The organism is Amycolatopsis nivea (assembly GCF_004522235.1).
Classification (GTDB): Bacteria; Actinomycetota; Actinomycetes; order Mycobacteriales; family Pseudonocardiaceae; genus Amycolatopsis; species Amycolatopsis nivea.
In genome coordinates, this window is sequence record NZ_SDLT01000046.1 from 1 (window position 1) to 23,578 (window position 23,578).

Annotated in this window: 25 protein-coding genes; 10 read left to right on the top strand and 15 right to left on the bottom strand. The window is 70.1% G+C overall.

Features of this window, described 5'->3' with window-relative positions; genetic code table 11:
- Positions 1–46: 46 nt before the first annotated feature.
- Positions 47–1,369 carry an MFS transporter gene (locus tag EIZ44_RS37525; protein WP_134733865.1) on the bottom strand — a complete coding sequence of 441 codons (1,323 nt, stop codon included), beginning with the start codon at positions 1,367–1,369 and terminating at the stop codon, positions 47–49.
- A gap of 22 nt (positions 1,370–1,391) precedes the next feature.
- On the opposite strand from EIZ44_RS37525, the gene EIZ44_RS37530 reads away from it, so the two are divergent.
- Positions 1,392–2,036: a TetR/AcrR family transcriptional regulator gene (locus EIZ44_RS37530; RefSeq protein WP_134733866.1), complete on the top strand. Its 645-nt coding sequence runs from the start codon at positions 1,392–1,394 to the stop codon at positions 2,034–2,036.
- A 36-nt stretch (positions 2,037–2,072) separates the two neighbouring features.
- On the opposite strand, the gene EIZ44_RS37535 is transcribed toward EIZ44_RS37530, so the two are convergent.
- The 3 genes from EIZ44_RS37535 to EIZ44_RS37545 all read right to left on the bottom strand — a co-directional run bounded on the left by EIZ44_RS37535 (position 2,073) and on the right by EIZ44_RS37545 (position 3,782).
- Positions 2,073–3,023, bottom strand: a complete 951-nt coding sequence (locus EIZ44_RS37535) for a PLP-dependent cysteine synthase family protein (protein WP_134733867.1) — start codon at positions 3,021–3,023, stop codon at positions 2,073–2,075.
- A 4-nt stretch (positions 3,024–3,027) separates the two neighbouring features.
- Positions 3,028–3,306, bottom strand: coding sequence for a MoaD/ThiS family protein (locus EIZ44_RS37540; protein ID WP_009082495.1), 279 nt, complete (start codon positions 3,304–3,306; stop codon positions 3,028–3,030).
- Between the two features lie 68 nt (positions 3,307–3,374).
- Complete coding sequence (locus EIZ44_RS37545) at positions 3,375–3,782, bottom strand: M67 family metallopeptidase (protein ID WP_037815268.1); 408 nt, start codon at positions 3,780–3,782, stop codon at positions 3,375–3,377.
- Between the two features lie 81 nt (positions 3,783–3,863).
- On the opposite strand from EIZ44_RS37545, the gene EIZ44_RS37550 reads away from it, so the two are divergent.
- On the top strand, positions 3,864–4,235 hold the full coding sequence (locus EIZ44_RS37550; protein WP_134667356.1) for a hypothetical protein: 372 nt from the start codon (positions 3,864–3,866) through the stop codon (positions 4,233–4,235).
- On the opposite strand, the gene EIZ44_RS37555 is transcribed toward EIZ44_RS37550, so the two are convergent.
- The 3 genes from EIZ44_RS37555 to clpS are packed head-to-tail and all read right to left on the bottom strand — an operon-like array spanning position 4,219 to position 6,085.
- The gene (locus EIZ44_RS37555; protein WP_051729093.1) at positions 4,219–5,271 is read right to left on the bottom strand and encodes a P1 family peptidase; all 1,053 of its coding nucleotides are present in this window, start codon (positions 5,269–5,271) and stop codon (positions 4,219–4,221) included. The genes EIZ44_RS37550 and EIZ44_RS37555 overlap by 17 nt on opposite strands.
- On the bottom strand, positions 5,232–5,789 hold the full coding sequence (locus EIZ44_RS37560; protein ID WP_037815272.1) for a DUF2017 domain-containing protein: 558 nt from the start codon (positions 5,787–5,789) through the stop codon (positions 5,232–5,234). The genes EIZ44_RS37555 and EIZ44_RS37560 overlap by 40 nt, the downstream gene beginning before the upstream one ends.
- Positions 5,786–6,085: an ATP-dependent Clp protease adapter ClpS gene (gene clpS, locus EIZ44_RS37565; protein WP_037718267.1), complete on the bottom strand. Its 300-nt coding sequence runs from the start codon at positions 6,083–6,085 to the stop codon at positions 5,786–5,788. The genes EIZ44_RS37560 and clpS overlap by 4 nt, the downstream gene beginning before the upstream one ends.
- Positions 6,086–6,159: 74 nt before the next feature.
- Between clpS and EIZ44_RS37570 the strand changes: the two genes are divergently transcribed.
- Both EIZ44_RS37570 and EIZ44_RS37575 read left to right on the top strand, forming a co-directional pair.
- Positions 6,160–7,464 (top strand): nicotinate phosphoribosyltransferase, encoded by a 1,305-nt coding sequence (locus EIZ44_RS37570; protein ID WP_134733868.1) that lies wholly within the window; start codon positions 6,160–6,162, stop codon positions 7,462–7,464.
- A 10-nt stretch (positions 7,465–7,474) separates the two neighbouring features.
- Positions 7,475–8,050: an isochorismatase family protein gene (locus EIZ44_RS37575; RefSeq protein ID WP_037815275.1), complete on the top strand. Its 576-nt coding sequence runs from the start codon at positions 7,475–7,477 to the stop codon at positions 8,048–8,050.
- 4 nt (positions 8,051–8,054) lie between these two features.
- On the opposite strand, the gene EIZ44_RS37580 is transcribed toward EIZ44_RS37575, so the two are convergent.
- On the bottom strand, positions 8,055–8,711 hold the full coding sequence (locus tag EIZ44_RS37580; RefSeq protein WP_167754400.1) for a choice-of-anchor P family protein: 657 nt from the start codon (positions 8,709–8,711) through the stop codon (positions 8,055–8,057).
- A 187-nt stretch (positions 8,712–8,898) separates the two neighbouring features.
- Between EIZ44_RS37580 and EIZ44_RS37585 the strand changes: the two genes are divergently transcribed.
- The 3 genes from EIZ44_RS37585 to EIZ44_RS37595 all read left to right on the top strand — a co-directional run bounded on the left by EIZ44_RS37585 (position 8,899) and on the right by EIZ44_RS37595 (position 12,022).
- Positions 8,899–9,489 (top strand): biotin transporter BioY, encoded by a 591-nt coding sequence (locus EIZ44_RS37585; RefSeq protein WP_043827846.1) that lies wholly within the window; start codon positions 8,899–8,901, stop codon positions 9,487–9,489.
- A 91-nt stretch (positions 9,490–9,580) separates the two neighbouring features.
- Positions 9,581–11,632 carry an ATP-dependent DNA helicase gene (locus EIZ44_RS37590; protein WP_037815279.1) on the top strand — a complete coding sequence of 684 codons (2,052 nt, stop codon included), beginning with the start codon at positions 9,581–9,583 and terminating at the stop codon, positions 11,630–11,632.
- Positions 11,633–11,689: 57 nt separating this feature from the next.
- Positions 11,690–12,022, top strand: a complete 333-nt coding sequence (locus EIZ44_RS37595; RefSeq protein ID WP_037815281.1) for a hypothetical protein — start codon at positions 11,690–11,692, stop codon at positions 12,020–12,022.
- Between the two features lie 267 nt (positions 12,023–12,289).
- On the opposite strand, the gene EIZ44_RS37600 is transcribed toward EIZ44_RS37595, so the two are convergent.
- The 4 genes from EIZ44_RS37600 to ctaD all read right to left on the bottom strand — a co-directional run bounded on the left by EIZ44_RS37600 (position 12,290) and on the right by ctaD (position 17,003).
- Complete coding sequence (locus tag EIZ44_RS37600) at positions 12,290–12,694, bottom strand: OsmC family protein (protein ID WP_134667353.1); 405 nt, start codon at positions 12,692–12,694, stop codon at positions 12,290–12,292.
- Between the two features lie 51 nt (positions 12,695–12,745).
- Positions 12,746–13,519 (bottom strand): peptidyl-tRNA hydrolase, encoded by a 774-nt coding sequence (locus EIZ44_RS37605; protein ID WP_134733869.1) that lies wholly within the window; start codon positions 13,517–13,519, stop codon positions 12,746–12,748.
- The gene (gene serB / locus EIZ44_RS37610) at positions 13,516–14,745 is read right to left on the bottom strand and encodes a phosphoserine phosphatase SerB (protein ID WP_037815286.1); all 1,230 of its coding nucleotides are present in this window, start codon (positions 14,743–14,745) and stop codon (positions 13,516–13,518) included. The genes EIZ44_RS37605 and serB overlap by 4 nt, the downstream gene beginning before the upstream one ends.
- A 485-nt stretch (positions 14,746–15,230) precedes the next feature.
- Positions 15,231–17,003, bottom strand: a complete 1,773-nt coding sequence (gene ctaD, locus EIZ44_RS37615) for an aa3-type cytochrome oxidase subunit I (RefSeq protein WP_037815289.1) — start codon at positions 17,001–17,003, stop codon at positions 15,231–15,233.
- A 135-nt stretch (positions 17,004–17,138) separates the two neighbouring features.
- On the opposite strand from ctaD, the gene EIZ44_RS37620 reads away from it, so the two are divergent.
- Complete coding sequence (locus EIZ44_RS37620; RefSeq protein ID WP_134733870.1) at positions 17,139–17,969, top strand: phosphotransferase; 831 nt, start codon at positions 17,139–17,141, stop codon at positions 17,967–17,969.
- On the opposite strand, the gene EIZ44_RS37625 is transcribed toward EIZ44_RS37620, so the two are convergent.
- Complete coding sequence (locus EIZ44_RS37625; RefSeq protein ID WP_134733871.1) at positions 17,962–18,699, bottom strand: alpha/beta fold hydrolase; 738 nt, start codon at positions 18,697–18,699, stop codon at positions 17,962–17,964. The two genes, EIZ44_RS37620 and EIZ44_RS37625, sit on opposite strands and share 8 nt — an antisense overlap.
- A gap of 51 nt (positions 18,700–18,750) precedes the next feature.
- Between EIZ44_RS37625 and EIZ44_RS37630 the strand changes: the two genes are divergently transcribed.
- The gene (locus EIZ44_RS37630) at positions 18,751–19,275 is read left to right on the top strand and encodes a GNAT family N-acetyltransferase (protein ID WP_167754401.1); all 525 of its coding nucleotides are present in this window, start codon (positions 18,751–18,753) and stop codon (positions 19,273–19,275) included.
- A 976-nt stretch (positions 19,276–20,251) separates the two neighbouring features.
- Here EIZ44_RS37630 and EIZ44_RS37635 read toward each other — a convergent pair.
- Both EIZ44_RS37635 and EIZ44_RS37640 read right to left on the bottom strand, forming a co-directional pair.
- Positions 20,252–21,274 carry a pyridoxal-phosphate dependent enzyme gene (locus EIZ44_RS37635; RefSeq protein ID WP_107051084.1) on the bottom strand — a complete coding sequence of 341 codons (1,023 nt, stop codon included), beginning with the start codon at positions 21,272–21,274 and terminating at the stop codon, positions 20,252–20,254.
- 89 nt (positions 21,275–21,363) lie between these two features.
- Entirely contained in the window at positions 21,364–22,332 is a 969-nt protein-coding gene (locus EIZ44_RS37640) for an ABC transporter substrate-binding protein (RefSeq protein ID WP_134733872.1), read from the bottom strand.
- A gap of 128 nt (positions 22,333–22,460) precedes the next feature.
- Between EIZ44_RS37640 and EIZ44_RS37645 the strand changes: the two genes are divergently transcribed.
- Complete coding sequence (locus EIZ44_RS37645; RefSeq protein ID WP_134733873.1) at positions 22,461–23,477, top strand: FecCD family ABC transporter permease; 1,017 nt, start codon at positions 22,461–22,463, stop codon at positions 23,475–23,477.
- Positions 23,478–23,578 lie beyond the last annotated feature (101 nt).

The window sequence follows — 23,578 nt, forward strand, 5'->3', positions numbered from 1 at the left end:
AGCCGCTTGACAAACAAAACCCAGGGATGTCTTCACGGACCGCCAGTCAGACCATTGCGGGCTTCCGCAGCAAGTTTCCGTAGGCCGCGGCGAACAAGGCGGAAAGCAGCGCGGCCACCGCCGCCACCGCGAAGCTCCATCCCGGACCGCCCGCCGACAGCACCACCGCGCCCACCGCTCCGGCGAGGCTGCTGCCCACCACCCGGACCAGCGCGTTGATCCCGCCCGCCGCGGCCGTCTTCGCGGGCTCGACGTGCTCGACCGCCATCGTGCCCAGCGCGGCGTAACCGAGCCCGATGCCCAGCCCCAGCACCGCTGCGACGGCATAGAGACCCAGTCCGTCGCCAGGCAGCAACGTCAGCCACAACGCGGCCACCAGCACCACCGCCGAACCGCCTGCGACCAGGGCGGGCGCGCTGAACCGGCGCATCAACGCACCGGCCAGCACGGAAACCACGAGCATCAAGATCGTCGTCGGCAAGAGATAAAGCCCCACCTGCAACACCGACGCCCCGAGCATCCCCTGCGCGTACGCGGAAAGCGTCATGATCGTGGCGAACAAAGCGAAACCGAGCAGGAAAGACGCCACTGTCGCGCCGACCGTTTTTCGGTGCAGCAGCATGGGAATCTCAATCAATGGCGTCTTCGTGCGCCGCGCCGTCGCCACCCACACCGCCGCCAGCACCACGGCCGTGACCAGGAGCCCGACGGTCGCCCAGCCCCATTCGGAACCCTTGCTGATCGCCAGCAGCAGGCAGATCAGCCATCCCGACACCAGCACCGCGCCCAGCAGATCCGGCGAACCGCTCCGGGCCTCGGCCGTCCGGTCCTCCCGGACCGCGGCGACCAGCGCGAACGCCACCACGCCGAGCGCCGCCAGCACCCAGAACACCAGCTGGTGATCGCCGCCGGCGAGCCCGGCGAGGATCATCCCGCCGCCGCTGCCCGCGCCGATCGTCGCGCTCAGCACGCCGATCGCGGTCGGCAGCGACCGAGGCGGCAGCACGTTCCTGACCTGGCCGATCGCCAGCGGCAGCAACGGCGCGGCGGTCCCTTGCAGGATCCGGCCGACGACCAGCAGCGGCAACGATTCCGCGACCGCCCCCAGCACCGATCCCCCGACCAGCAACGCGAGCACGACCAGCGACATCGTGCGCCTGCCGTAGAGGTCGCCCAGCTGCGCGACCAGCGGAATCGCGACCGCGCCCGCCAGCAGCCCCGCGGTCAGCGCCCACGACACCGAGCTCAGCGGCACCCCCAGCTTGAGCTGCAGCTGCGGCAGCAACGGCACCACCACGGTCATCTGCAAAGTCCCGACCGCCACCGCGAACGCCAGCGCGGCGACCGTCCCCCAGTAGTTTTTGTACATGTATAAAAAGTAGCATGGCGGCATGCCAGCGCGCACCGGCCGACCGCCGAAGATCTCCAAGGCCGACATCGTGGCCGCCGCACACCGGGTCATCGACTCCGAAGGCGTCGACGCGCTGACCATGCGCCGCCTCGCCCGGGAGGTCGGCAGCACGGCGATGGCGCTGTATCACCACGTGCGCGACAAAGAGGGGCTGCTTCTTCTGCTGCTCGACGACTACGCGCACCGCGAAATGCCTCGGCCGGAGAACCTCCCCGAGGAACCGTGCGACCGGATCGTGGCGGTCGCGACGGCGATGCGGGACGGGCTGGCGAACTGCCCGTGGATCGTGGAAGTGCTGCGCTCCGACGACCTGCTGTCAGTCGGCGGGCTGTGGTACCCGGAGAAAATCGTTGCGGCGGCGGGAAAAGCCGGGCTGCCGATCGAGGCGGCGGTGGAGGTCTACCGAGCGGTGTGGCACTACACGCTCGGCGAGATCAGCTCACGCGCGGCCGCCGCGCGACGGCGCGATCAGGGCGGCGACACCTATCGCCAGCGAGTCTTCGCGGAACTGGACGCGACGGAATTCCCAGCGCTCGCCCAGATCGGCCCGCGCTGGGAAACCCTTACCGCACAAGACAATTACGAACGAGGCGTGCACGCGCTCGTCAAGGGATTGCTGCCGTGAGGGGAACCCGCCCGGGCTCCCCTCACGAGCGCTAGGTCAGGCCCAGAGCTGACCGTCAAGCCGTTCCGCCGCTTCGTCCAGCGACCCGGAATACGCGCCGGTCGACAGGTACTTCCAGCCGGCGTCCGCGACCACGAAAGCCACGTCCGCCGTCTCGCCGCGGGCTGCGGCCTTCTCCGCGACCCCGAGCGCGGCGTGCAGCACCGCTCCGGTGGAGATCCCGGCGAAAATGCCCTCGTGCTCCAGCAGCTCCCGCGTCCGCCGGAGAGCGTCGTACGCCCCCACCGAATAGCGTCCGTTGAGCACACTTTCGTCGTACAGCTCCGGCACGAACCCCTCGTCGAGGTTGCGCAGGCCGTACACCAGCTCTCCGTACCGGGGCTCGGCCGCGATGACCTGGACGTCCGGCTTGTGCTCGTGCAGGTACCGGCCGACCCCGACCAGCGTCCCGGTCGTCCCGAGGCCGCCGACGAAATGCGTCAGCGTCGGCAGGTCCTTCAGCAGCTCCGGCCCGGTCCCGCGGTAGTGCGCGTCCGCGTTGGCCGGGTTGCCGTACTGGTAGAGCATCACCCAGTCGGGGTTCTGCTTCGCCAGCTCCTTGGCCCGCCGCACGGCCTCGTTCGAGCCGCCCGCGGCGGGCGAGAACACGATCCGCGCGCCGTACGCCTGCAGCAGCTGCTTGCGTTCGGCCGAGGTGTTCTCCGGCATCACGCACACCAGGCCGTAGCCCTTGAGCTTCGCGGCCATGGCCAGCGAAATCCCGGTGTTGCCCGAGGTCGGCTCGAGGATCGTGGACCCGCGCCGCAGGATGCCGTCCCGCTCCGCCGCCTCGATCATGGCCAGCGCGGGCCGGTCCTTGATCGAGCCGGTCGGGTTGCGGTCCTCGAGCTTCGCCCACAGCCGCACCTCGTCGGTGGGCGACAGGCGGGGCAGGCCGACGAGCGGCGTGCCGCCGAGCGCGTCGAGGAGGGACTCGTAGCGGGTCATCGGCTCAGCGCGCGCCGCCCGCGACGGCGGGCAGGATGGTCAGGGTGTCGCCGTCCTTGACCTCGGCGTCGAGCCCGCCGGAGAAGCGCACGTCCTCGTCGTTGACGTAGACGTTGATGAAGCGGTGCAGCTTCTCCTCCTTGACCAGGCGCGCCTTCAGCCCGGCGTGCCGCGACTCGACGTCGTCGATGATCTCGAGGACAGTCTTGCCCGACGCCTCGACGGACTTCTCGCCGCCGGTGTGGGTGCGCAGGATGGTCGGGATGGACACGGTCACGGCCATGGTTTTCTACCTCCGGGTGGGTTCCTACACGCTGACGTATCGGACGCCGCGCTTTATTCCGCGAGAGTTCAGTCGACGATCTCGACCGGCTCCTCGGTGATCTCGGCGTCCACGATCCGGTACGAGCGGAACTCGTGCGAATCGGGCTCTCTTGTCGAGACGAGCACGTAGTGCGCGTCGGGTTCGGCGGCGATGTTCGCGTCGGTGCGCGACGGATAGGCCTCGGTCGCGGTGTGCGAGTGGTAGATGACCACCGGGACCTCGTCGTTCGCGTCCATCTCGCGGTACAGCTTGAGCAGGTCGCCCGAGTCGAACTCGTAGAACGTCGGCGAGCGGGCCGCGTTCAGCATCGGGATGAACCGCTCGGGGCGGTCCGAGCCGGCAGGACCGGCCACCACCCCGCACGCTTCGTCGGGGTGGTCACGGCGGGCGTGGGCGACGATCTCGTCGACGAGTTCACGGCGGATCCGGAGCACACGGACATCTTAGTTCGTGGACCGAACGAGTCCACACTGTGAGAGCTACCGCTCATCCGCAGGTCAGGGCACAATAACGGGATGCCGGTGTCGTCGAAGATCCGCGAACGCTGCCGTGGCCTGCTGGCCGAAGGGGACGTCGTCCAGTACGTGTTCCCCGCCACATCGCTGATGGTTTCGATGATGGCCGCGCACCGGAACTTCGTCGTCGTGGTCACCGACCGGCACGTCACGGTGCTCGCCTGCAGCACTTTCCGCCGGTGGAGGCCGGTTTCGGTGTGGGCGCACTTGCCGCGCTCGACCGAACTGGGCCCGGTGGACCTGCATCCCTCGCTCGGGCCGACGGTGTCGTTCGGCGGCTTGGTGCTGGAGATCGACGACGAGTACGTGGCCACCGTGCGCGCCGCCGACCTCGAGCGGAGCGAGGACGCGCTCCCTAAGGACCCGTTCTGACCGTCAGCGCCTCCGGCCACACATCCCGATAAGCCGGGATACCGGCCGCTGAGGTCGCCGCCAGCAGTCCGTGCACCATCGCCCGCGCGAACACCCGCGCCGCCGCCGAGCACAAGGCGTCCAGTGCGCCCGCTCGCGCCGCCACGGCGAACGACCCGGGCTCCCCCGGCAACTGCTGCGCGCCCGTCGCCAGCGCGAACACAGTGTCGCCGTCGAACATCGAGTGCGCCGGACGCACCGCGCGCGCCAATCCGTCCTGCGCGGCGACCGTCAACCGGCGTGCCTCTGCCTTCGTCAACGCCGCATCGCAAGCCACCACACCGATCGTGGTGTTCAGATCGGTCCGCTGCCCCGGCACCTCACCGGGCCGATCCGGCCAGCGGACGCCGAACTCGCCGTCCACCTCGTGATCAGCGGCAAAAGCCCGCCCCGTCGCGAAATCCACGGCCTGGCCCGCCGCGTTCACCGCGGCGATCGCGCCGACCGTCACGTCGCCGACGACCTCGCTCGCCGTCCCGATGCCGCCCTTGAGCGAACCGACAACGGCACCGGAGCCCGCGCCGACAGTGCCCATCGCGAAGGTCTCCCCGGCGGCTTCGCAAGCGGCGTAACCGAAATCGGCGTCCGGCCGATTGCCCCACGCGCTGCGCGGCAGGTCGAACAGCACCGCCGCGGGCACGATCGGCACCACCTCATACGGCTGCGCGCCAACGGGAAACCCGTAGTTCCGCTCGGACAGCCACCGCATCACGCCGTCCGCCGCAGCGAGCCCGTAGGCGCTTCCGCCGGACAGGCAGACCGCATTCACCTGCTGTACCAGGTTTTCCGGCTCCAGCAGGTTGGTTTCGCGAGTGCCGGGCGCGCCGCCGCGCTGGTCGACCGCGCCGGTCGCCCCGTCCGGCACGAGCACGACAGTGGTTCCGCTCGCCCAGCCGTCGCCGAGCCGTTGGTGATGGCCTACGAGAACGCCGGGAACGTCGGTGATTTTCCCGCCGGTCAGGCGGTCAGCGCTTGGATCAGCGTCTCCTGCACCCATGTCAGCCAATGGTAGACGCCGAGATGGGGTGCGCGGGGGTCGTCTTCCGGCAGTTCGTCCGGCATGTCCTCGGTGACGTCGAGCGCCGTGCCCAGCGCCAGCCGGACGTCGTTCAACGCGCCGAGCCAGGCGTCGGCCTGCTCGAACGACAGCTTGACCGAACCGCCGTCGCGCGGGAGCGTGTCCAGCACGATCTTCGCGACGCCGACCTTCTTCTCCAGCAGCTCCGGTTCGTGCAGCGACCGCATCGCCGCCGCCGAATCGAGGTCCTCGCGGCTCGGGTTGTCCGGGTCGAGCCGGTGGAAGTCCGGCAGCAGCCGCGACAGCACCGGGTCGTCCGGCGATTCGGCGGGCCCGGTGCGGATCCCGGTCAGCTCGGCCAGTTCGTCCTGCGGGGCCTCCTCGGCCCGCGCGGTGAGCATGTCCTCGAGCTGCCCGACCAGGCCGCGCAGCACCGCGGCCTCCTGCTGTTCGAACCCGGCGAGGATGGCGTCCCCCTTGCGCCGCCAGGCCTTCACGAGGGCTGTTCCATGGTCGCCCACAGGCCCGCCGCGTGCAGCTTCGCCACGTCGGTCTCCACCTTCTCCTTCGAACCGGACGACACGATCGCCCTGCCCTTGTTGTGCACGTCGAGCATCAGCTTCGTGGCGTGGTCCCGGCTGTAGCCGAACAGCTTCTGGAAGACGTACGTCACGTACGACATCAGGTTGACCGGATCGTTCCAGACGATCGTCCGCCAGGGCTGGTCGGATTCGGCCAGCTCGGCCCCGAGTGGATCGACCTGCGTCTGTTCGGATGCGACAGGCGTGGACATGCACACCATGGTGTCACGGGGCCATCCCGGTACGCCGCGCCAGGTCCGTCCATGTGAGTGAATAGGCTGCTCCCATGGGTTCCCCCGAGCCGGTCACCAGCGCCAGCACGGCGCTGCTCACCGACCATTACGAGCTGACCATGCTGGCGAGCGCGCTCGCGGACGGGACGGCCGACCGGCCGTGCGTGTTCGAGGTCTTCGCGCGAAGGCTTCCCGACGGCCGCCGCTACGGCGTCGTCGCGGGCACCGCGCGCGTGCTCGACGCGATCGCCGACTTCCGCTTCACCGACGCCGAACTGGCCATGCTGGAGCAGACCGCGGTCGTCGACCCGGAAACGCTGGCGTGGCTGGCCGACTACGAGTTCCGCGGCGACATCGACGGCTACCGCGAAGGCGACCTGTACTTCCCCGGTTCGCCGATCCTCACCGTGACCGGCAGTTTCGCCGAAGCGGTGGTGCTGGAGACGGTGGTGCTGTCGATCCTCAACCACGACAGCGCGATCGCCTCGGCGGCGGCGCGGATGTCCGGCGCGGCGCACGGCAGGCCGATCATCGAGATGGGCGGACGGCGCACGCACGAGTACGCCGCGGTCGCCGCCGCGCGCGCCTCCTACCTGGCCGGATTCGCCACCACGTCGAACCTCGAGGCGGGCCGCCGCTACGGGATCCCCACCCGCGGCACCGTCGCGCACGCCTTCATGCTGCTGCACGACAGCGAGGAAGCCGCGTTCCGCGCCCAGGTCAGCAAAATGGGTCCGGACACCACGCTTCTGGTGGACACCTACGACATCACCGCGGGCATCGAGGCGGCCGTGCGCGTCGCCGGCCCGGAGCTGGGCGCGATCCGGATCGACTCCGGCGACGTCGGCCCGCTCGCCCGCAAGGCCCGCGACCAGCTCGACGCGCTCGGCGCGAAGGACACCCGGATCGTGGTGTCCGGCGACCTCGACGAGCACGCGATCGCGGCGCTGCGCGCGGAGCCGGTGGACGCGTACGGCGTCGGCACCTCGGTGGTCACCGGATCCGGCGCGCCGACCGCCGGGATGGTGTACAAGCTGGTCGAGGTCGACGGCCGCCCGGTCGCGAAACGCAGTGCGCACAAGGAATCCCGCGGCGGGCGCAAGCACGCGCTGCGCCGCCACCGCAGCACCGGGACCGCGGTCGAGGAAGTGGTCTGGACCGCCGCGAGCGGCCGCCCGGAACCCGGAGAGAACGATCTCGACCTGCAGATTCCTCTGGTGCGAGATGGCGCGCCGGTGGAGGATCTGCCCACACTGGACGACGCGCGGGCCCGGTTGCGGCGCGCGCAGGTGAGCCTGCCGTGGGAGGGCCTCAAGCTCTCGCACGGCGAGCCCGCGATACCGACGACTTTTCTGTAGGGAGCCGACCATGGGAACCGCACTGATCGTGGTGGATGTGCAGAACGACTTCTGCGAGGGAGGCTCGCTCGGCCTGCCGGGCGGGGCGGCTGCCGCGGCGGCCATCTCGCAGAAGATGGCCGAAGGCGGCTACACGCACATCGTCGCCACCCGCGACCACCACATCGACCCGGGCGACCACTTCAGCGACACGCCCGACTTCAACACCAGCTGGCCCCCGCACTGCGTCGCGGGCACGGCGGGCGCGTCGTTCCACTCGGCGCTGGATGTCGTGCCGGTCGAGGCGGTGTTCTCGAAGGGCGAGTACACCGCCGCGTACTCCGGTTTCGAGGGCAAGTCCGGCGACGGCAAGACACTCGAGGAATGGCTGCGCGCGCACGAGGTGACCGACGTCGACGTCGTCGGCATCGCGACGGACTTCTGCGTGCGCGCCACCGCCCTCGACGCCGCGGGCGCCGGGTTCAACGTGCAGGTGCTGCTGGACCTGACCGTCGGCGGCTCGCAGCCGACGGTGGACGCGACGCTGAAGGACTTCGACGAGGCGGGGGTGCGCTACACCGGCACGCCCGCCCTGCCGCCCGCCTGATCGGTTATTGCTGGGGCGCGCCGCCCTTGCCGTACGGGTTGCACGCCGCGGTGCCGAGGTAGATGTCCCCGCTCGCCGGACCGCCTTGCGGGAACAGCTTCACGTGCACCGCGTGCGTGACCAGGCTGCCGTCGGCGGGCTGCGGCGTCACGGTCTCGTTCAGCGTGATCGTGGCCAGCGCCGTGCCCGCCGCGCCGCCGGGGATCGTGACGCGGTAGTTCGCCGGGATCGACGACGGCACGGTGAAGCCGGAGACCTCGCCGATCGACATCGAACCGGTGCTGCCCGAATCGGTCGTGGTGGCGCAGCCGACCGAGTACGTGCGGACCTTCAGCTCCGGCCCGCCGTACCGGGTGAGCAGGTCGGATTCGAACCGCTGCCCGCCGGTCTTCACGTCCGCGACCGGGCCCTTCCGTTCGCAGGTGGTGCCGCCGAATCCGAACACCGCGACGTCGCCGGCCGCGCCGCCGGGGGTGCGCGCGGAGGCCGGTCCGTCGGCGTCGCACCGGGCCAGTTCGCCGGTGACGACGTGTTCGTGGTCCACCAGCACGTCGAGGCTGCCCGCCGAGCCCCAGCCGGTGGAGGTCGGCGGACCGGCGTGCGCCACCGCCGGTGCCGTCGCTAGGAAAACCCCGGTGACCAGCAGGATCCGTCCGCGCATTCGCCCTGTCTCCCTTCGCCCGTGCTTCGACATCGGCAGCGCGGCAGGGGTCCCAAACGTCGACGGTCGCAGCTCACCCGGACGTGTGGCGGAAGACAGGGGTGGTGAGGAACGCAACTTGTCTCGTTCCGCCGCCTCGCTCGACGATAACCTGCCCGGACGTCCGTTTTCCGTGGTTGGAGGTCCCGTGTCGTCACTGTCTCTCCCGGCCCGCCGTCAGGTGCTGGCCGACCTCGTGCCCGGCACCCTGGTGCGCGACCTGGCGCTGGTCGCCGGCGGCGCCGTGCTCACCGGCGCGGCCGCGCAGCTGGTCATCCCGCTTCCGGGCACGCCGGTGCCGATGACCGGCCAGACCTTCGCCGCGCTGCTCGTCGGCGCGACGCTCGGCATGCGCCGCGGTGCGGCTTCGATGCTGCTGTACTTGCTCGTCGGCGCGGCCGGCGTCCCGTGGTTCCAGGGCGGCACGTCCGGGCTGTCCGGGGCCTCGGCGGGTTACATCGTCGGCTTCGTGTTCGCCGGTGCGCTCGTGGGCGCGCTCGCCCGCCGCGGCGGCGACCGCACCCCGCTGCGCATGGCGGGGACCATGGTGCTCGGCAATGTCGCGATCTACGCCTTCGGCGTGCCGTGGCTGATGGCCGTCACCGGCTTCGATCTCGCCACCGCTTTCGACAAGGGCGTCACGCCGTTTCTGATCGGTGACGTGCTGAAGACCGTGGTCGCGGCCGGCGTGCTGCCGCTCGCGTGGACCGCGGTTTCGCGCTTCCGCAAGGAAGACTGAGCCGGATTTCCGGGAGCTTCGATCCGGCGCGAGGGGTCCGTTCGCGCCGGATCGAAGATCCTGTCGGACCCGGCGGCTATCGTGTCTCGCTGTGCCCGCCCGAACCGATTTCCCCGGCGTCCTCGAACTCCTCACCCACGCGGTGGAGTCCGTCGGCGGCGCTGAACGCCCCGGCCAGGTGAAGATGGCCGATGCCGTCGGCCACGCCATCCGCACCGGCGAACACCTCGCCGTGCAAGCGGGAACGGGCACCGGCAAATCGCTGGCGTACCTCGTGCCCGCGATCCGGCACGCGGTGGAGAAAGACACCACCGTCGTCGTCTCCACGGCCACCATCGCGTTGCAGCGCCAGCTGGTCGACCGCGATCTCCCGCGCCTGGCGAAGGCGCTCAAGAAGCCGCTCGGGCGCGAACCGACTTTCGCGATCCTCAAGGGCCGCCGCAACTACCTGTGCCTGCACCGGCTCGACACCGGCCCGGCCGACGAGCCCGAGGACGCGCAGCTGTTCGACCCGTTCGCGGTGTCCCGGCTGGGCAAGGAAGTCACGCGGCTGCACGAGTGGACGTCGGACACCGAAACCGGCGACCGCGACGAACTGGTGCCCGGCGTCTCCGACCAGGCATGGCGGCAGGTTTCCGTCACCGCAAGGGAATGTCTCGGCGCCGCGAAGTGCCCGGTCGGCACCGATTGCTTCGCCGAACGCGCGCGAGCCGAAGCGGGTCGTGCCGATGTCGTGGTCACCAACCACGCGCTGCTGGCCATCGACGCGTTGCAGGGCTACCAGGTGCTGCCGGACCACGACCTGGTGATCATCGACGAGGCGCACGACCTGGTCGACCGGGTCACCTCGGTCGCGACCGGCGAACTCACCAGCGCCATGGTGTCGGCCGCCGCGCGGCGCTGCGGAAAGCTGATGGACGCGGGCATCGCGGACCGGCTGCTGGAGTCGTCCGACGGCCTCGCGCTGATCCTCGACGACATCCCGGCCGGAAGGCTCGACGCGCTGCCCCGCCCGTTGCAGGGCGCGATCCCGGCGGTGCGCGACGCGGCGAAGGAATGCCTCACCGCGCTGGGCTCGGATCGCAAGGAAGACGTCGGCGAGGCCACCGCGCGCAAACTGGCGCGGTCGCTGCTCGAAGAAGTGCACGACACCGCGGTCCGGCTGCTCGACGCGTACGACGAGGATCTGGCGCACCAACGCGACGTCGTGTGGCTGACCGGCGACAAGTATTCGGCGAACCCGCGTCCGCCCGCGTTGAAGGTCGCGCCGCTGGGCGTCGCGGGGCTGTTGCGGGAGCGCGTGTTCAACCAGCACACCACCGTGCTGACCTCGGCGACGCTCACCCTCGGCGGCGAATTCGACACGATGGCACGGCAATGGGGCCTCCCGCCGAGCGGCCCGCGCGTGGTGAAGTCGCCAGGCACGGCCACCGACAAGGAAGCCCCGTCGGACGAGGACAGCGGCCCGAAGTGGACCGGACTGGACGTCGGCTCGCCGTTCGACCACCGCCGCAACGGCATCCTCTACCTCGCCAAGCACCTGCCGCCGCCCGGCCGCGACGGACTCGCGGAGTCCACAATGGACGAACTGGCCGGACTGGTCGAAGCCGCGGGCGGCCGTACGCTGGGCCTGTTCTCCTCGATGCGCGCGGCGAAACAGGCCGCGGAGGCCATGCGGGAACGGCTCGACCACCCGATCCTCTGCCAGGGCGACGACGCCACGCCGTTGCTGGTGCGGCAATTCGCCGAAGACGCGCGCACCTGCCTGTTCGGCACGCTCACGCTGTGGCAGGGCGTGGACGTGCCCGGGCCGTCGCTGCAGCTCGTGGTGGTGGACCGGATCCCGTTCCCCCGTCCGGACGATCCGGTGTCCTCCGCACGCCAGCGCGCGGTGGAAGCCCGAGGCGGCAACGGATTCCTCACCGTCGCCGCGACGCACGCCGCGTTGCTGCTGGCACAGGGCACCGGACGGCTGCACCGCTCGGTCACCGACCGCGGCGTAGTGGCCGTACTGGATTCCCGGCTGGCCACCGCCCGCTACGGCGGTTTCCTGCGCGCGTCGCTGCCGCCGTTCTGGCCGACAACAGATCCGCAGGTCGCACGCGACGCACTGAAGCGCCTCGACGCGGCCGCGCCCGCCTGACCGAGCGAACCGGACAGGCGGGTACGGTGAGTGGAACGAACACGACAGGGAGCACCGTTGACCCAGGATTCGTCCAGCGCCCAATCCCGGACCGTCAGTGTTGACGACACCGGGGTCCGGCGCCGGCTCGCCGATGGCAGCGAAGAAGCTGTGACGTGGTCGGACCTGCAATCCGTCATGGTGAGAGTCATCCCGGACGGCCCCTGGAACGAAGACGTCTTCTTCATGCTGGTCGGCAACGACGGCAAAGGCACCGCGGTCCCGAGCGGCGACCCGGCCGCGGACGCCCTCATCGAACGCCTGCAGACCTTGCCCGGCTTCGACAACGAGAAGTTCATCGAGGCGATGACCACGGACGCCGACCAGGCGTACGTGGTGTGGCAAAGCTGAACCGGATCAGCTCGACGCCGGGTTGCTTTTGCTGAAAGCGACCCGGCAGGGAAGCCTTGCTGGGCAAGGGTTGGCGCTCCGCGGGTTTCGGTTTCAGCGGCTCTGCTGTGGCCGGCAGGAGCGGCTCGGCAGGCATGACCTTCCGCGCCGCTCCACCGCAGACCTTCGTCGGCCGCTTGACTGCGCGACTCACGAACCGCCCGTCGCAGCCTGACATCCTTGCCACGAAGCGCCCACTAGCGCGATTCGACGGCCCACCGCTGAGACTCAGGCAGTCGGGAAAGTCTCCGTCACCGGAATCGCCTTCTTCAGCGTCCGGCTCACCGTGCACAGCCGCTCGATCGCCCGGTCCACCGCGCCCGCCAGCGCCTCCCGCTGGGTTTCGTCCAGCGCCGACACGTCGACGTCGAACGCGACGTGCACCGCGTCCAGTTCCGAAGCTCCCTCGCGCCGGTCGGCGGTCACGGAGACCCGGAACTTCGAGTCCTCGCCCACCCGCCGCGTGATCAGCTGTTCCGCCGTCACCGCGGAGCAGCCCGCCGCCGCGATCTGCAGCAGTTCCGCCGGGGAGAACGCGCCCTCCGCGCCGGCCCGGCCCAGTCGTACTTCCGCGCCGCGCTCGTTGCGGCCTACGAAACTGTGCGTGCCTTCGCGCTGTACTTCCAAGGTCATCCGAGACGCCTTTCCACCCGTCGGGTCACTGCATTGGCGCAACCGCGCGGGTCACGCCGATGTTCCGGGCTGCTGCGCCAGCACGGTGATCGTGCCGGGATCGACCTCGGTGAATCCCGCGTCGCGGACGGCGATGACGCGGTTGTCCCGCCAGCCCGCCTCCGGGTCCTCGACCGGGCACAGCTCCTTCCACCGGGCCGGGCTGGGCGTGCGGACCGCGACCCGGTAGTCCTTCGCCGCCCAGGCCGCCAGTTCGTCGTCCGGCAGCAGTGCCGCGAGGATCATCGTGGCGTGCCCGACCTGCGCGGACGCCTTGCCGACGGTCATCGGGACGTCCGGGTTCAGCATCACCAACGGGACGTCCGCCGGGGCCGGGCCGGGCGTGTCGGCGGGCAGTTCGCTGCCGGAGATCTGCAGTCGCGAGACCTCTTTCGGGGCCTGCCTGACCAGCCCGGGCACGAGCGCCCGCGCCTGCGCGCCGTCCACCTCGATCGTGATTCCCGGCTGGTCGAGCACCGCCTGCCAGTGCGCGCCACGAGCCCGGCGCGCGACCTTCCGGATGCGGTTGTCGAGCCACGTGTGCACCGGCTCGGCCCATTCGCCGCCGGGCTGGACGCGGTCGTCCAGGCACACCGCCAGCGCCGCCGCGGCCGCCGCTTCGAGCAGTGCGGTGCGGCCGGGCGGTTCGGCGCGTTCGATCCGCAGGATGATCGGCATCGCGCGGACCTCGTCCGGGTTCTCGTCGGACGTGTCCGAGGTGTCCTCGGCGGGCAGCCCGAGCCACGAGGCGTACCGGGCGCGCAGCGGTTCGAGCAGCGGGTTCACGGGCGGGCCAGTTCGAGTCCGTCGGCCGCGTCCGCCGCCTCGACCTCGGCGCGCGTGACGCCGAGGACGAACAGCACCGCGTCGAGGTACGGGTGCGAGAGCGCGGTGTCGGCGACCTCGCGCAGCGCGGGCTTGGCGTTGAACGCGACGCCCATGCCGGCCGCGGCCAGCATGTCGATGTCGTTGGCCCCGTCCCCGACCGCGACGCACGCGCCCAGCGGGATCCCGTACTCCCCAGCGAACCGGCGCAGCGCGGTCGCCTTGCCCGCCCGGTCCACAATGTCGCCGACCACGCGGCCGGTGAGTTTGCCGTCCACGACTTCCAGTTCGTTGGCCGCCGCGAAGTCGAGGCCGAGGTCGTCCACGAGATGGTCGATGACCTGGGTAAACCCGCCGGAGACGACGCCGCAGCGGAAGCCCATGCGCTTGAGCGTGCGCACGGTCGTGCGGGCCCCCGGGGTCAGCTCGAGCTTCGCCGCGACCTCGTCCATCACGCTGGCGGGCAGCCCGGCCAGCAGCGAAACGCGCCGCTCCAGCGACTCGGCGAAGTTCAGCTCGCCGCGCATCGCGGCCTCGGTGATCTCGCGGACCTGCTCCTCGACCCCGGCGTACGCACCGAGCATCTCGATGACCTCGCCCTGCACGAGCGTGGAGTCGACGTCGAAGACCACCAGCCGCTTCGCCCGGCGCGTGATGCCCGCGCGCTCGACGGCGACGTCAATGTTGGCCTCGGACGCCGCGTCGGCCAGCATGGACCGCAGTTCGGCGTCCGTTTCCTCGGTGTCTTCGCGCACCGAGACGTACAGCTCGAGCCCGGTCACCGGGTAGTCGGCGACGCTGCGGATCGAGTCGATGTTCGCCCCGACGCCCGCCAGCCGCCGCGCGATCTCGGAGAACGCCCGCGCGGTCACCGGACGCCCGAGCAGGACGAGCACGTGCGACGAATCGCGCCGGCCGAGCGCGAACGGGTCCGCGCCGATCGCGTCGCCGATCCGGACCTCGACCTCCATGCCGACGGTCGCCATCGCCTGCTCGACGGACTCCTGGAGCCCCTCCGGGTCGCGGTAGACGCCGGCGAGCACGCCGAGCACGAGCTGCCCGCGGATGACCACCTGCTCGATGTCGAGCACGTCCACGTCGTGCCGGGTGAGCACGGCGAACAGCACGGACGAGACCCCGGGCTTGTCCGGACCGGTCGTGGTGATGAGGACGGGAGTCTGGCTCACTGGTTCGGTATCCCTCGTTCGTCTCGGCACCGACGCTTAGGCCACGGCGAGTCGGCACGCCCAGTCTGGCCTCCCGCGGCGGCGGGCAGAACGCCCCCGTGCCGTGCTTCACACCGCCGGTGCCACGAACGGGCGATGAGCGACGCTGGGCGGGTCGGATGAGGCCGGGTGAGCGGCGGGGTCAGGCGCGCGCGGCGGACGGCTAAGAGTCCACGGGCAGGTGCGGCACGGGCAGTCCTCAGCGACGGCAGGCGGGCGGCTCGGGCAGCCGAGAGGTCTCCGCCGAGAGCAGGTCGAGCGGCAGCGGACCGGCCGCGCGAACGGTGCTCGGGCTAGGTCTGGCGGCCCAGTCGGTCCGCGGGAGCCTTTACGCCGGTTTCAGCCAGCCGAGCCCAGCCACGGCACTCCGGGCGCAAAAACGGCGCGTGCCCGGCCGAGAGAAACTTCGACCGGGCACGCGCCGGGCACATCCTGCGAGCGCTGGGTTACTGCTCGCTCGCGTTGTCCTTGCTGTGGTCGCCCGGCATGGTGGCGTCCACGAGCTTCTGCGACGGGGCCCCGACGTGCTTGGCCTTGCCGAAGAAGCCGATCTCGCCTTCCGCGTGGAGGCGTTCGACCATGTGCGGGTAGTGCAGTTCGAACGCCGGCCGCTCGGAGCGGATCCGGGGCAGTTCGGTGAAGTTGTGCCGCGGCGGCGGGCAGGACGTGGCCCACTCGAGCGAGTTGCCGTAGCCCCACGGGTCGTCGACCGTGACGATCTCGCCGTACCGGTAGCTCTTGAACACGTTCCAGATGAACGGCAGCGTGGACGCACCGAGGATGTACGCGCCGATCGTGGAAATCGTGTTCAGCGTGGTGAACCCGTCGCTGGCCAGGTAGTCCGCGTAACGCCGCGGCATGCCTTCCGCGCCCAGCCAGTGCTGGACCAGGAACGTGGTGTGGAAGCCGATGAACGTGGTCCAGAAGTGCCACTTCCCGAGCTTCTCGTCCATCATCCGGCCGGTGATCTTCGGGAACCAGAAGTAGATCCCGGCGAAGGTCGCGAACACGATCGTGCCGTAGAGGACGTAGTGGAAGTGCGCCACCACGAAGTAGCTGTCCGACACGTGGAAGTCGATCGCCGGGGCGGCCAGCATGATGCCGGTCAGACCGCCGAAGAGGAAGGTGACGATGAAGCCCATCGAGAAGATCATCGGCGTCTCGAAGGACAGCTGGCCCTTCCACATCGTGCCGATCCAGTTGAAGAACTTCACGCCGGTCGGGACCGCGATGAGGAACGTCATGAAGGAGAAGAACGGCAGCAGGACCGCGCCGGTCGCGTACATGTGGTGCGCCCACACCGCCACCGACAGCGCCGCGATCGACAGCGTCGCGAACACCAGGCCCTTGTAGCCGAACACCGGCTTGCGGCTGAAGACCGGGAAGATCTCCGACACGATCCCGAAGAACGGCAGCGCGACGATATAGACCTCGGGATGGCCGAAGAACCAGAACAGGTGCTGCCACAGGATCACCCCGCCGTTGGCCGGGTCGAACACGTGGGCGCCGAGATGCCGGTCCGCCATCAGGCCGAACAGGGCCGCGGTGAGGATCGGGAACGCGAGCAGGATCAGGATGCTCGTGATCAGGATGTTCCAGGTGAAGATCGGCATCCGGTACATCGTCATGCCCGGTGCGCGCAGGCAGACCACCGTGGTGATCATGTTGACCGCGCCGAGAATCGTGCCCAGACCGGACACCGCCAGGCCCGCGATCCACAGGTCGGCTCCGACGCCGGGCGAGTGGATGGCGTCCGAGAGCGGCGTGTAGGCGAACCAGCCGAAGTCGGCGGCGCCGCCGGGCGTCAGGAAGCCGGACAGCACGATCAGGCTGCCGAACAGGAACAGCCAGTAGGAGAACGCGTTCAGCCGCGGGAACGCCACGTCGGGCGAGCCGATCTGCAGCGGCAGGACGAAGTTCGCGAACCCGAAGAGGCTCGGCGTCGCGTACAGCAGCAGCATCACCGTGCCGTGCATGGTGAACAGCTGGTTGTACTGCTCCTGGGACAGGAACTGCTGCCCGGGCTGGGCGAGCTCCGTCCGGATGAGCATGGCCATCGCGCCGCCGATCATGAAGAAGGCGAACGACGAGACCAGATACATGATCCCGATCTGCTTGTGGTCCGTCGTGCGGAACAACCGCAGCAGGTACGAACCCTTTGCCGTCTCGCGCGCGGGATACGGGCGCGTCGCGATCGGCTTGGGGGCTACGGCCGTCACTCCTGCCTCCAACACTGCAACCTTGTGGTGGTCAACTTCGGGGCGCTCGGGCTCAGGCGGGCCTGATCCGGGCGGTCAAGGGGATCGTAGCCCTCGGTACCGACAGTCGCTCGCACCGGCTGCTTAGATCACCGCATGACCGACCCGTTCCGCGCCGCGGCGGTCTCCTCCGCGCTCGCCGCCGGCCGCCGGTTCGGCCTGGCGACGGGGTCGGCCGAGGTGCTGCACGAGCGCTCGAACGTGCTGGTGAGGATGGGTCCGGTGGTGGCGAGGGTCCCGGCCACCACGCGGTTGCTGCGGCCGGACGCGACGGCGTGGCTCGAACGGGATGTCGCCCTTTCGGCCTACCTCACCGAACGTGGTGTGCGCGTCGTCTCACCGACCGCGGATCCCCCGGCCGGACCGCATTTCGCGGAGGGGTTGCCGGTCACGCTCTGGCACTGGACCCCGCACGATCCGGACCTTCGGCACAGGCCGGACGAGACCGCCGCGTCGCTCGCCCGGGTCCACGCCGCGTTGCGCGGCTATCCCGGCGAACTGCCGTCCCGCGGCCCGGTCGGCGAACTGCTGGACACCGTCGCCCGCAGCGGCTCGCTGCTGGACGGCTTCGCCGACCGGATCGGCGCGGAAACCGAACGGCTCGCCGCGCTGCTGCCGTCCGGCCCGGTCCAGGCCCTGCACGGCGACGCGCACCCCGGCAACCTCATCGAGACTGCCGACGGCCCGTGCTGGCTCGACTTCGAGGACACCTGGCGCGGACCGCTCGAATGGGACCTGGCGATCCTCGCGCGACAGGGCGGCTCGGAGTTCCTCGCCGCGTACCCGGGCGAAGCGGACGAAGCCGTCCTCGCGACGTGTACGCAGCTTCGCTCGCTCTTCGCGGTCACGTGGCGGTTTCTGATCGCACAGCGCTTCCCGCACCGCCTCGACGAAGCGCGCGCCGCGGCCGTCGACTACTTCAGCTGACCCAGCCGAGGATCGCTTCGACCACCCCAGCCGGGTCTTCCAGCGGCGTCAGGTGCCCGACGTCCGGGAGAACGGCGAGGGTCGCGTCGGGCAGCGCCTCGACCATGGTGTTGGCGGCGTCGAGCGGCGTGATCGCGTCGCGCTCCCCCACGATGACGAGCGCCGGGACGTCCGTTTCGCGCAGCAGGTCAACGGAATCGGGCCGGTTGCGCATCGCCCGCGCGGCCCAGGCGATCCCGGACGGCGGCTGCGCGTCGATCAATTCGCGCACGCGCGCGCGAACGTCGGCGGACGCGGTGTCGGCCAGCAGGTTCGGCAGATTCGCGTCGGCCAGCCAGCCTTTGACGCCTTCGGCCTCGGCGCGATTCGCGACGTCGAGCCGGGTTTGCGCGGCTTCGGGCGTGTCCGCGGCGGCTTTGGTGTCGATGAGGACCAGCCCGCCGACGCGCTCGGGAGCCTGCCGCAGGACGGCCATCGCGAGGTAGCCGCCCATCGAACAGCCGCCGAGAACCACCTGGTCGAGTTCGAGCTTGTCCAGGAGCGCGACGACGTCCCTCGCCGCGTCCGCCAGCTCCGGCTCGGCTTCGCTCTCCGGCAGCGGACTCCGGCCGAGGCCGCGCTGATCAGGCGTGATGACCCGGAAGCGCTCCGCGAGCGGCGCGCGGACCGGGTCCCACATGCGGGCGTCGAGTGGGAAGGCGTGCAGGAGCACCAACGGCAGTTCGGTCATGGCGGAGATTGTCGCTGTTTTTGGGCGCGATTTTTGTCGGACCCCGTCGTTATGGTCGGGGGCGTGACAGAGATCGTGACGGAAAGGCTGGTGCTGCGGCACTTCGTGGAGGCGGATCGGCAAGCGGTGGTGGAGATCCAGAGCGACCCGGAGACGAACCGGTACAACCCGCGTCCGCCGGACACCGCGACCACGCTGGTGATGTTCGACAGTTGGCTCGAGCACTGGGCGACGTTCGGCTATGGGTACCTGGCGGTCCGGGAGCGAGGCAGGCCGGAGGCTGCTGACGGGTCGGATGTGATCGGCATGGCCGGAGTGCGCAACCGGGAGTTCCGGGGCGAGAAGGTGCTGAACCTGGCGTACCGCTTCCGCCCGTCGGCGTGGGGAAAGGGCTATGCGGTGGAGGCCGCGCGGGCGTCGGTGGAGTGGGCGGAGCGGGAGATACCGGCGATTCCGGTGCTGATCAGCGTGGCGGTGACGAACACGCCGTCGTTGCGGGTGGTGGAGAAGCTGGGTTTTACGGATTACGTGGAGGAGGAGTACGACGGGGCGGTTTCGCGGCATTTCCGGCGGTGAGGGGGCTTGGGAGGTGTTTCTCGATCGGGCGCGGGGTTCGTGGGAGGGCGCTGACGGCTGCTGGCCGCGGTCGCGGAGTGGCCGGGCGTGCGATCGCTACGTCTTTTGCTCCGCGCGCCAGCACAGGCTGCGCGGGACGACGCATGCACTCGTAATCGCCGTTGCCGAAGCGGGCGGGCGAACGCGGGGTCTTCCAGAACCCGATCCGGAGCGGGCTTCGCGAGACAACTGCTGCGCCGTCCCAAAGGGGCCCGTCGAAGGCGAGGTCTTCCGTCCTAGCTCGGTACAGGCTTCGCGAGACAACTGCTGCGCCGTCCCAAAGGGGCCCGTCGAAGGCGAGGTCTTCCGTCCTAGCTCGGTACAGGCTTCGCGAGACAACTGCTGCGCCGTCCCAAAGGGGCCCGTCGAAGGCGAGGTCTTCCGTCCTAGCTCGGTACAGGCTTCGCGAGACAACGCATGCACCCCTAACCGCCGTTCCTCAAGCGACCGGACGAACACGAGATCGCCGGGTCTTCCAGAACCGACCGCGCGCGGGCATCGCGAGCCAACAGCTGCACCGTCCTAAAAGGCTCGGCGAAAGCGAGGTCTTCCGTCCTCGCTCGGCACAGGCTTGGCGAGACAACGCACGCACCCGCAACCGCCGTTCCCGAAACGACCGGGCGAACGCGAAATCGCCAGGTCTTCCAGAGCCCGGCCCGGCACGGGCACCGCGAGACAACGCCTGCCCCGTAAACGCCGTCCTGGAGCGGCCGGGCGAGCGCGACATCGCGAGGCTTTGCCCCGTCGCGCAGACTTCACGAGGCGACTCCGAGGTCCCGACCCCGACTGTCCTAAACCGGCCGCGCGCGACCCGTCGCCGCCGAACTGGGCACATCCGGTCGGCCAACGCGAGTCGCGCCAGCGGCGTCGTCCGGTGCCCCCGGAAGCCCGCGTCCGGCGACGATGTGCGGGGAACGCGGGCCCAGGGGCAGCAGGCTCAGAGGCGGCTGGCGTTCTTCCAGTCCTCCGCGGTACCGGAGTCGGCGAACAGGGTCACCACGGTGTCGTCCGGCGTGCGGGTCGCAGCCAGGCGGCGGGCGGTGATCCAGTTGGCCGCCGCGGAGCCGCCGATGGCGGTGCCGGTCGCGGCGCGGAAGTCGCGCATGCCGCGCAGCACCTCGGGGTAGGACACGGTCTGGTGCTGGACTCCGGGGATCAGGTCGCTGACGAAGCGCTGCCGCATCCCGTACCCGAGGCCGCCCGCTCCGGGGAACTTCGAGGTTTCGTTGGGCGGGCTCGTGGTGCCGAACGGAAGTTCGGCCGGGGTCACCGCGACGACGTCGAGGGCTCCGTACTCGGTGCGCAGTGCGCGGGCGACTCCGCCGAGGGTCGCGCCGCTGCCGACCGCGGCTACCCACGCGGACGGGCGCCGTCCGGCCAGCTGGGTGATGATTTCCTGGCCGGTGAGAAACTGGTTCACCGCGAAGTTGTGCAGGTCGCGGTGCTGCGCGACCATCGTCCACCGGGGGTCGGCGTCGGCGATTTCCTTGGAGAGCTTGAGAAAACCTAGCACGAACTCCGAACCGCGGGAGAATTCCACCGACGCTCCGGTGCCGCGGATCTCCTCGACGACGCTCTCGGCCATCGAACTCGGCAGCACGACCTTGATCGGGATTCCGGCCAGTTTGCCCAGCTGCGCCAAGGCACGCGCCATGTTGCCGCCCGAGCCGGCGACGATGCGCAGGTCGTCGAGGCGGTCGGCGTTGGCGTTCACCGCGCCGCACAGCAGCGAGTACGCGGTGCGGTCCTTCACTGAGCCGAACGGGTTCTCGAACTCGTACTTGGCGAAGATCTTCGCACCACCGTCCGGCCCGGGGACCTCGACGAGCCGGGAGTGCCCGAGCCGGTCCCGGAATTCCTTCAGCGCCGGGAACTGTTCCAGGGTCAGCCGCTCGTCGAACATCTCGTCCAGCGGATCGCCGATCGTCAGGTCGATCACGTCCTGGTAGGCGTTCGTCATGACTCCTCTTTCTCGCCTCGGAAATCGCGTCGAACTGTAACCGTTTTTTCTTGCGTATCAACGTTTTCCCGCACCAGTGGCTGAACGCTTCAGCCAGCGAGGGCGCGGGTCAGGCCAGTCAGCTGATTCGCCGCCGCGCGGTAGCTCAGCGGCGGTTCGGGCTGCCACGAGTAAACCCGCCCGGCCTGGACGGCTTTCTGTCGTTGCCAGAACGGATGTCCGGCGACGTCTTCGGGCTGCAGGCTCGTGGAACGGGCGTCCACCATCAGCACGTCCGCCGGGTACCGCAACGAGTTTTCCCACGACAGTTTCAGCGCGTACTTGCCCCCGGGCGGGAGCACGACGGGCACTCCCAGCGCGAGGTATTCCCGCAGCAACGGCCATCCCGTGCGTGCGATCCGGATCCCGTCCGGATCGATCGAAACGAACAGCACCCATGGTGCCTGCCGCGCCGCCGCACGCAGTGCCGCACGTGCCCGCAGGTACTCGGCCCGCTGCGCCGCGACGCCGGACGCGCCGAGCGACGCGGCCAGGTCGCCGAACCGGCGCAGCGAATCCGGCAACTCGGCCGCATAACTCTCGAAGGACGCCACCGGACAGAACTTCCGCACCTGCGCCCCTACCCCTGGATCGAGCTGGGAAAGCCCGTACTGCAAGGAGTCCAGCACCAGGTCTGGCTTCAGCGCGCCCGCTCGTTCCACGTTCAGCTGACCCCACGCGGAGCCCAGAACAACGGCGCGGTCAAGACTTCCCAGCGTCGCGCGATCAAGCTTGCGCCCCTGCGCCAGAACTCCGCCGTACACCCCGGCCACGTCGACGCCGTAGTCGTGCAGAGTGCTGGCCACGGTGGCGTAAGCGATGATTCTCCTTGGCACCGAAGGGAATTCCAGCCGTAGACCGGTGTCGTCGGTGACCGTCCACGAACCCGGTGGCACTTTCCGGACCGGGCCGGCCTCCGCGGAATCCGCCGACAGTCGCGGTGCGACCACCGCGGCGGTCGCGGCGATCCCGCCGAAGAGCACGGTCCGCCGGGCGGGCTTGCCCGCGCCCCTCGCCATCAAACCTCCTGTGCCGCAGGGAGAAAGTGTTCGTCCGGCCCCGTCGGACACTTGCTCGGATTAGGGTTGCCTAACCATAATCCGGCTCCTGCGAACGGAGAAGCCGCTCGCCTTCTCCGGAGATGAACATGGCGCAAGCTCAGCGAACGCACCGAACCGTCGTGCGGCCCGGCACGGGATGGGCCGCCGTGCTCGCGGTGCTTGCGCTCGTCGCGCTGGCCAGCGTGTGCGCGGGAGCGACGTTCGTTTCCCCTGGCACGGTTCTGGACGCACTGCTGCACTACGACCCCGCCCGGCTGGACGAGCTCGCGGTGCGGACGCTGCGGCTGCCCCGCACCCTCACCGGGCTCGCGGCCGGAGCCGGGCTCGGCCTTGCCGGGGCGATCCTGCAGTCATCGGTGCGGAACCCCCTGGCAGATCCCGGAATCCTGGGCATCAACGCCGGAGCGGCACTGGCGATCGTCCTGGGTCTGACCACCATGGGTTCGCTGACCGGATCGTCCACCGCTTGGCTCGCCCTGGCCGGTGCCGCGACCGCCGCGGCCGTGGTGCACCTGCTCGCTCTCCGGTCGCGCGGTCCGGTGACGCTGCTGCTCGCCGGGACCGCACTGACCGCGATCCTCACCTCGGCGACCAGCGCCGTCCTGCTGACCGACGGCGGCACGTTCGCCCAGTTCCGGTTCTGGCAGGTCGGTTCCCTGACCGGACGGCCGGTCTCGGTCCTCCTTTTCGGCGCGGCCCTGCTCGTGCCCGCGCTCGGTTGCGGGCTGCTGCTCGGCAGGGCGCTCAACGTGCAGGCGCTGGGCGAGGACCTCGCGATCTCGCTGGGGCACCGAACCGCGCCGGCGAAACTGCTGTCCAGCGCGGTGGTCGTGGTGCTGTCCGGGGTCTCCACCGCGATCGCCGGACCGATCGGCTTCCTCGGACTGCTGGCGCCGCATCTGGCGCGGCTGATCACCGGACCGGACCAGCGCTGGGTGCTGCGCTATTCGGTCGTGCTGGGCTCGCTGCTGCTGTTGCTCGCCGACCTCCTCGGCCGGTTCGCGGCCGGACCGGCGGAGCTGCCCGCGGGAGTGGTGACCGCGGTGCTCGGGACGCCGGCGTTGATCGTGCTGGCTCGCCGCAAGAAGCTCTCGTCGGCCTGAGGTGCGCCCCGCGCGGGCTGACCTGACTCGCGCCCCTCGCCCGCCGGCGGCTTCCCGCCATTCATCCCCGCCCACCGTGCGCAATCCAGGCACAACGACCC

Coding starts and splice junctions, on each gene's coding strand:
- EIZ44_RS37525 (WP_134733865.1), bottom strand. CDS start 1,369: ATGTACAAAAACTACTGGGGGACGGTCGCCGCGCTGGCGTTCGCGGTG.
- EIZ44_RS37530 (WP_134733866.1), top strand. CDS start 1,392: ATGCCAGCGCGCACCGGCCGACCGCCGAAGATCTCCAAGGCCGACATC.
- EIZ44_RS37535 (WP_134733867.1), bottom strand. CDS start 3,023: ATGACCCGCTACGAGTCCCTCCTCGACGCGCTCGGCGGCACGCCGCTC.
- EIZ44_RS37540 (WP_009082495.1), bottom strand. CDS start 3,306: ATGGCCGTGACCGTGTCCATCCCGACCATCCTGCGCACCCACACCGGC.
- EIZ44_RS37550 (WP_134667356.1), top strand. CDS start 3,864: ATGCCGGTGTCGTCGAAGATCCGCGAACGCTGCCGTGGCCTGCTGGCC.
- EIZ44_RS37555 (WP_051729093.1), bottom strand. CDS start 5,271: ATGGGTGCAGGAGACGCTGATCCAAGCGCTGACCGCCTGACCGGCGGG.
- clpS (WP_037718267.1), bottom strand. CDS start 6,085: ATGTCCACGCCTGTCGCATCCGAACAGACGCAGGTCGATCCACTCGGG.
- EIZ44_RS37570 (WP_134733868.1), top strand. CDS start 6,160: ATGGGTTCCCCCGAGCCGGTCACCAGCGCCAGCACGGCGCTGCTCACC.
- EIZ44_RS37575 (WP_037815275.1), top strand. CDS start 7,475: ATGGGAACCGCACTGATCGTGGTGGATGTGCAGAACGACTTCTGCGAG.
- EIZ44_RS37580 (WP_167754400.1), bottom strand. CDS start 8,711: ATGCGCGGACGGATCCTGCTGGTCACCGGGGTTTTCCTAGCGACGGCA.
- EIZ44_RS37600 (WP_134667353.1), bottom strand. CDS start 12,694: ATGACCTTGGAAGTACAGCGCGAAGGCACGCACAGTTTCGTAGGCCGC.
- EIZ44_RS37620 (WP_134733870.1), top strand. CDS start 17,139: ATGACCGACCCGTTCCGCGCCGCGGCGGTCTCCTCCGCGCTCGCCGCC.
- EIZ44_RS37625 (WP_134733871.1), bottom strand. CDS start 18,699: ATGACCGAACTGCCGTTGGTGCTCCTGCACGCCTTCCCACTCGACGCC.
- EIZ44_RS37630 (WP_167754401.1), top strand. CDS start 18,751: ATGGTCGGGGGCGTGACAGAGATCGTGACGGAAAGGCTGGTGCTGCGG.
- EIZ44_RS37635 (WP_107051084.1), bottom strand. CDS start 21,274: ATGACGAACGCCTACCAGGACGTGATCGACCTGACGATCGGCGATCCG.
- EIZ44_RS37640 (WP_134733872.1), bottom strand. CDS start 22,332: ATGGCGAGGGGCGCGGGCAAGCCCGCCCGGCGGACCGTGCTCTTCGGC.
- EIZ44_RS37645 (WP_134733873.1), top strand. CDS start 22,461: ATGGCGCAAGCTCAGCGAACGCACCGAACCGTCGTGCGGCCCGGCACG.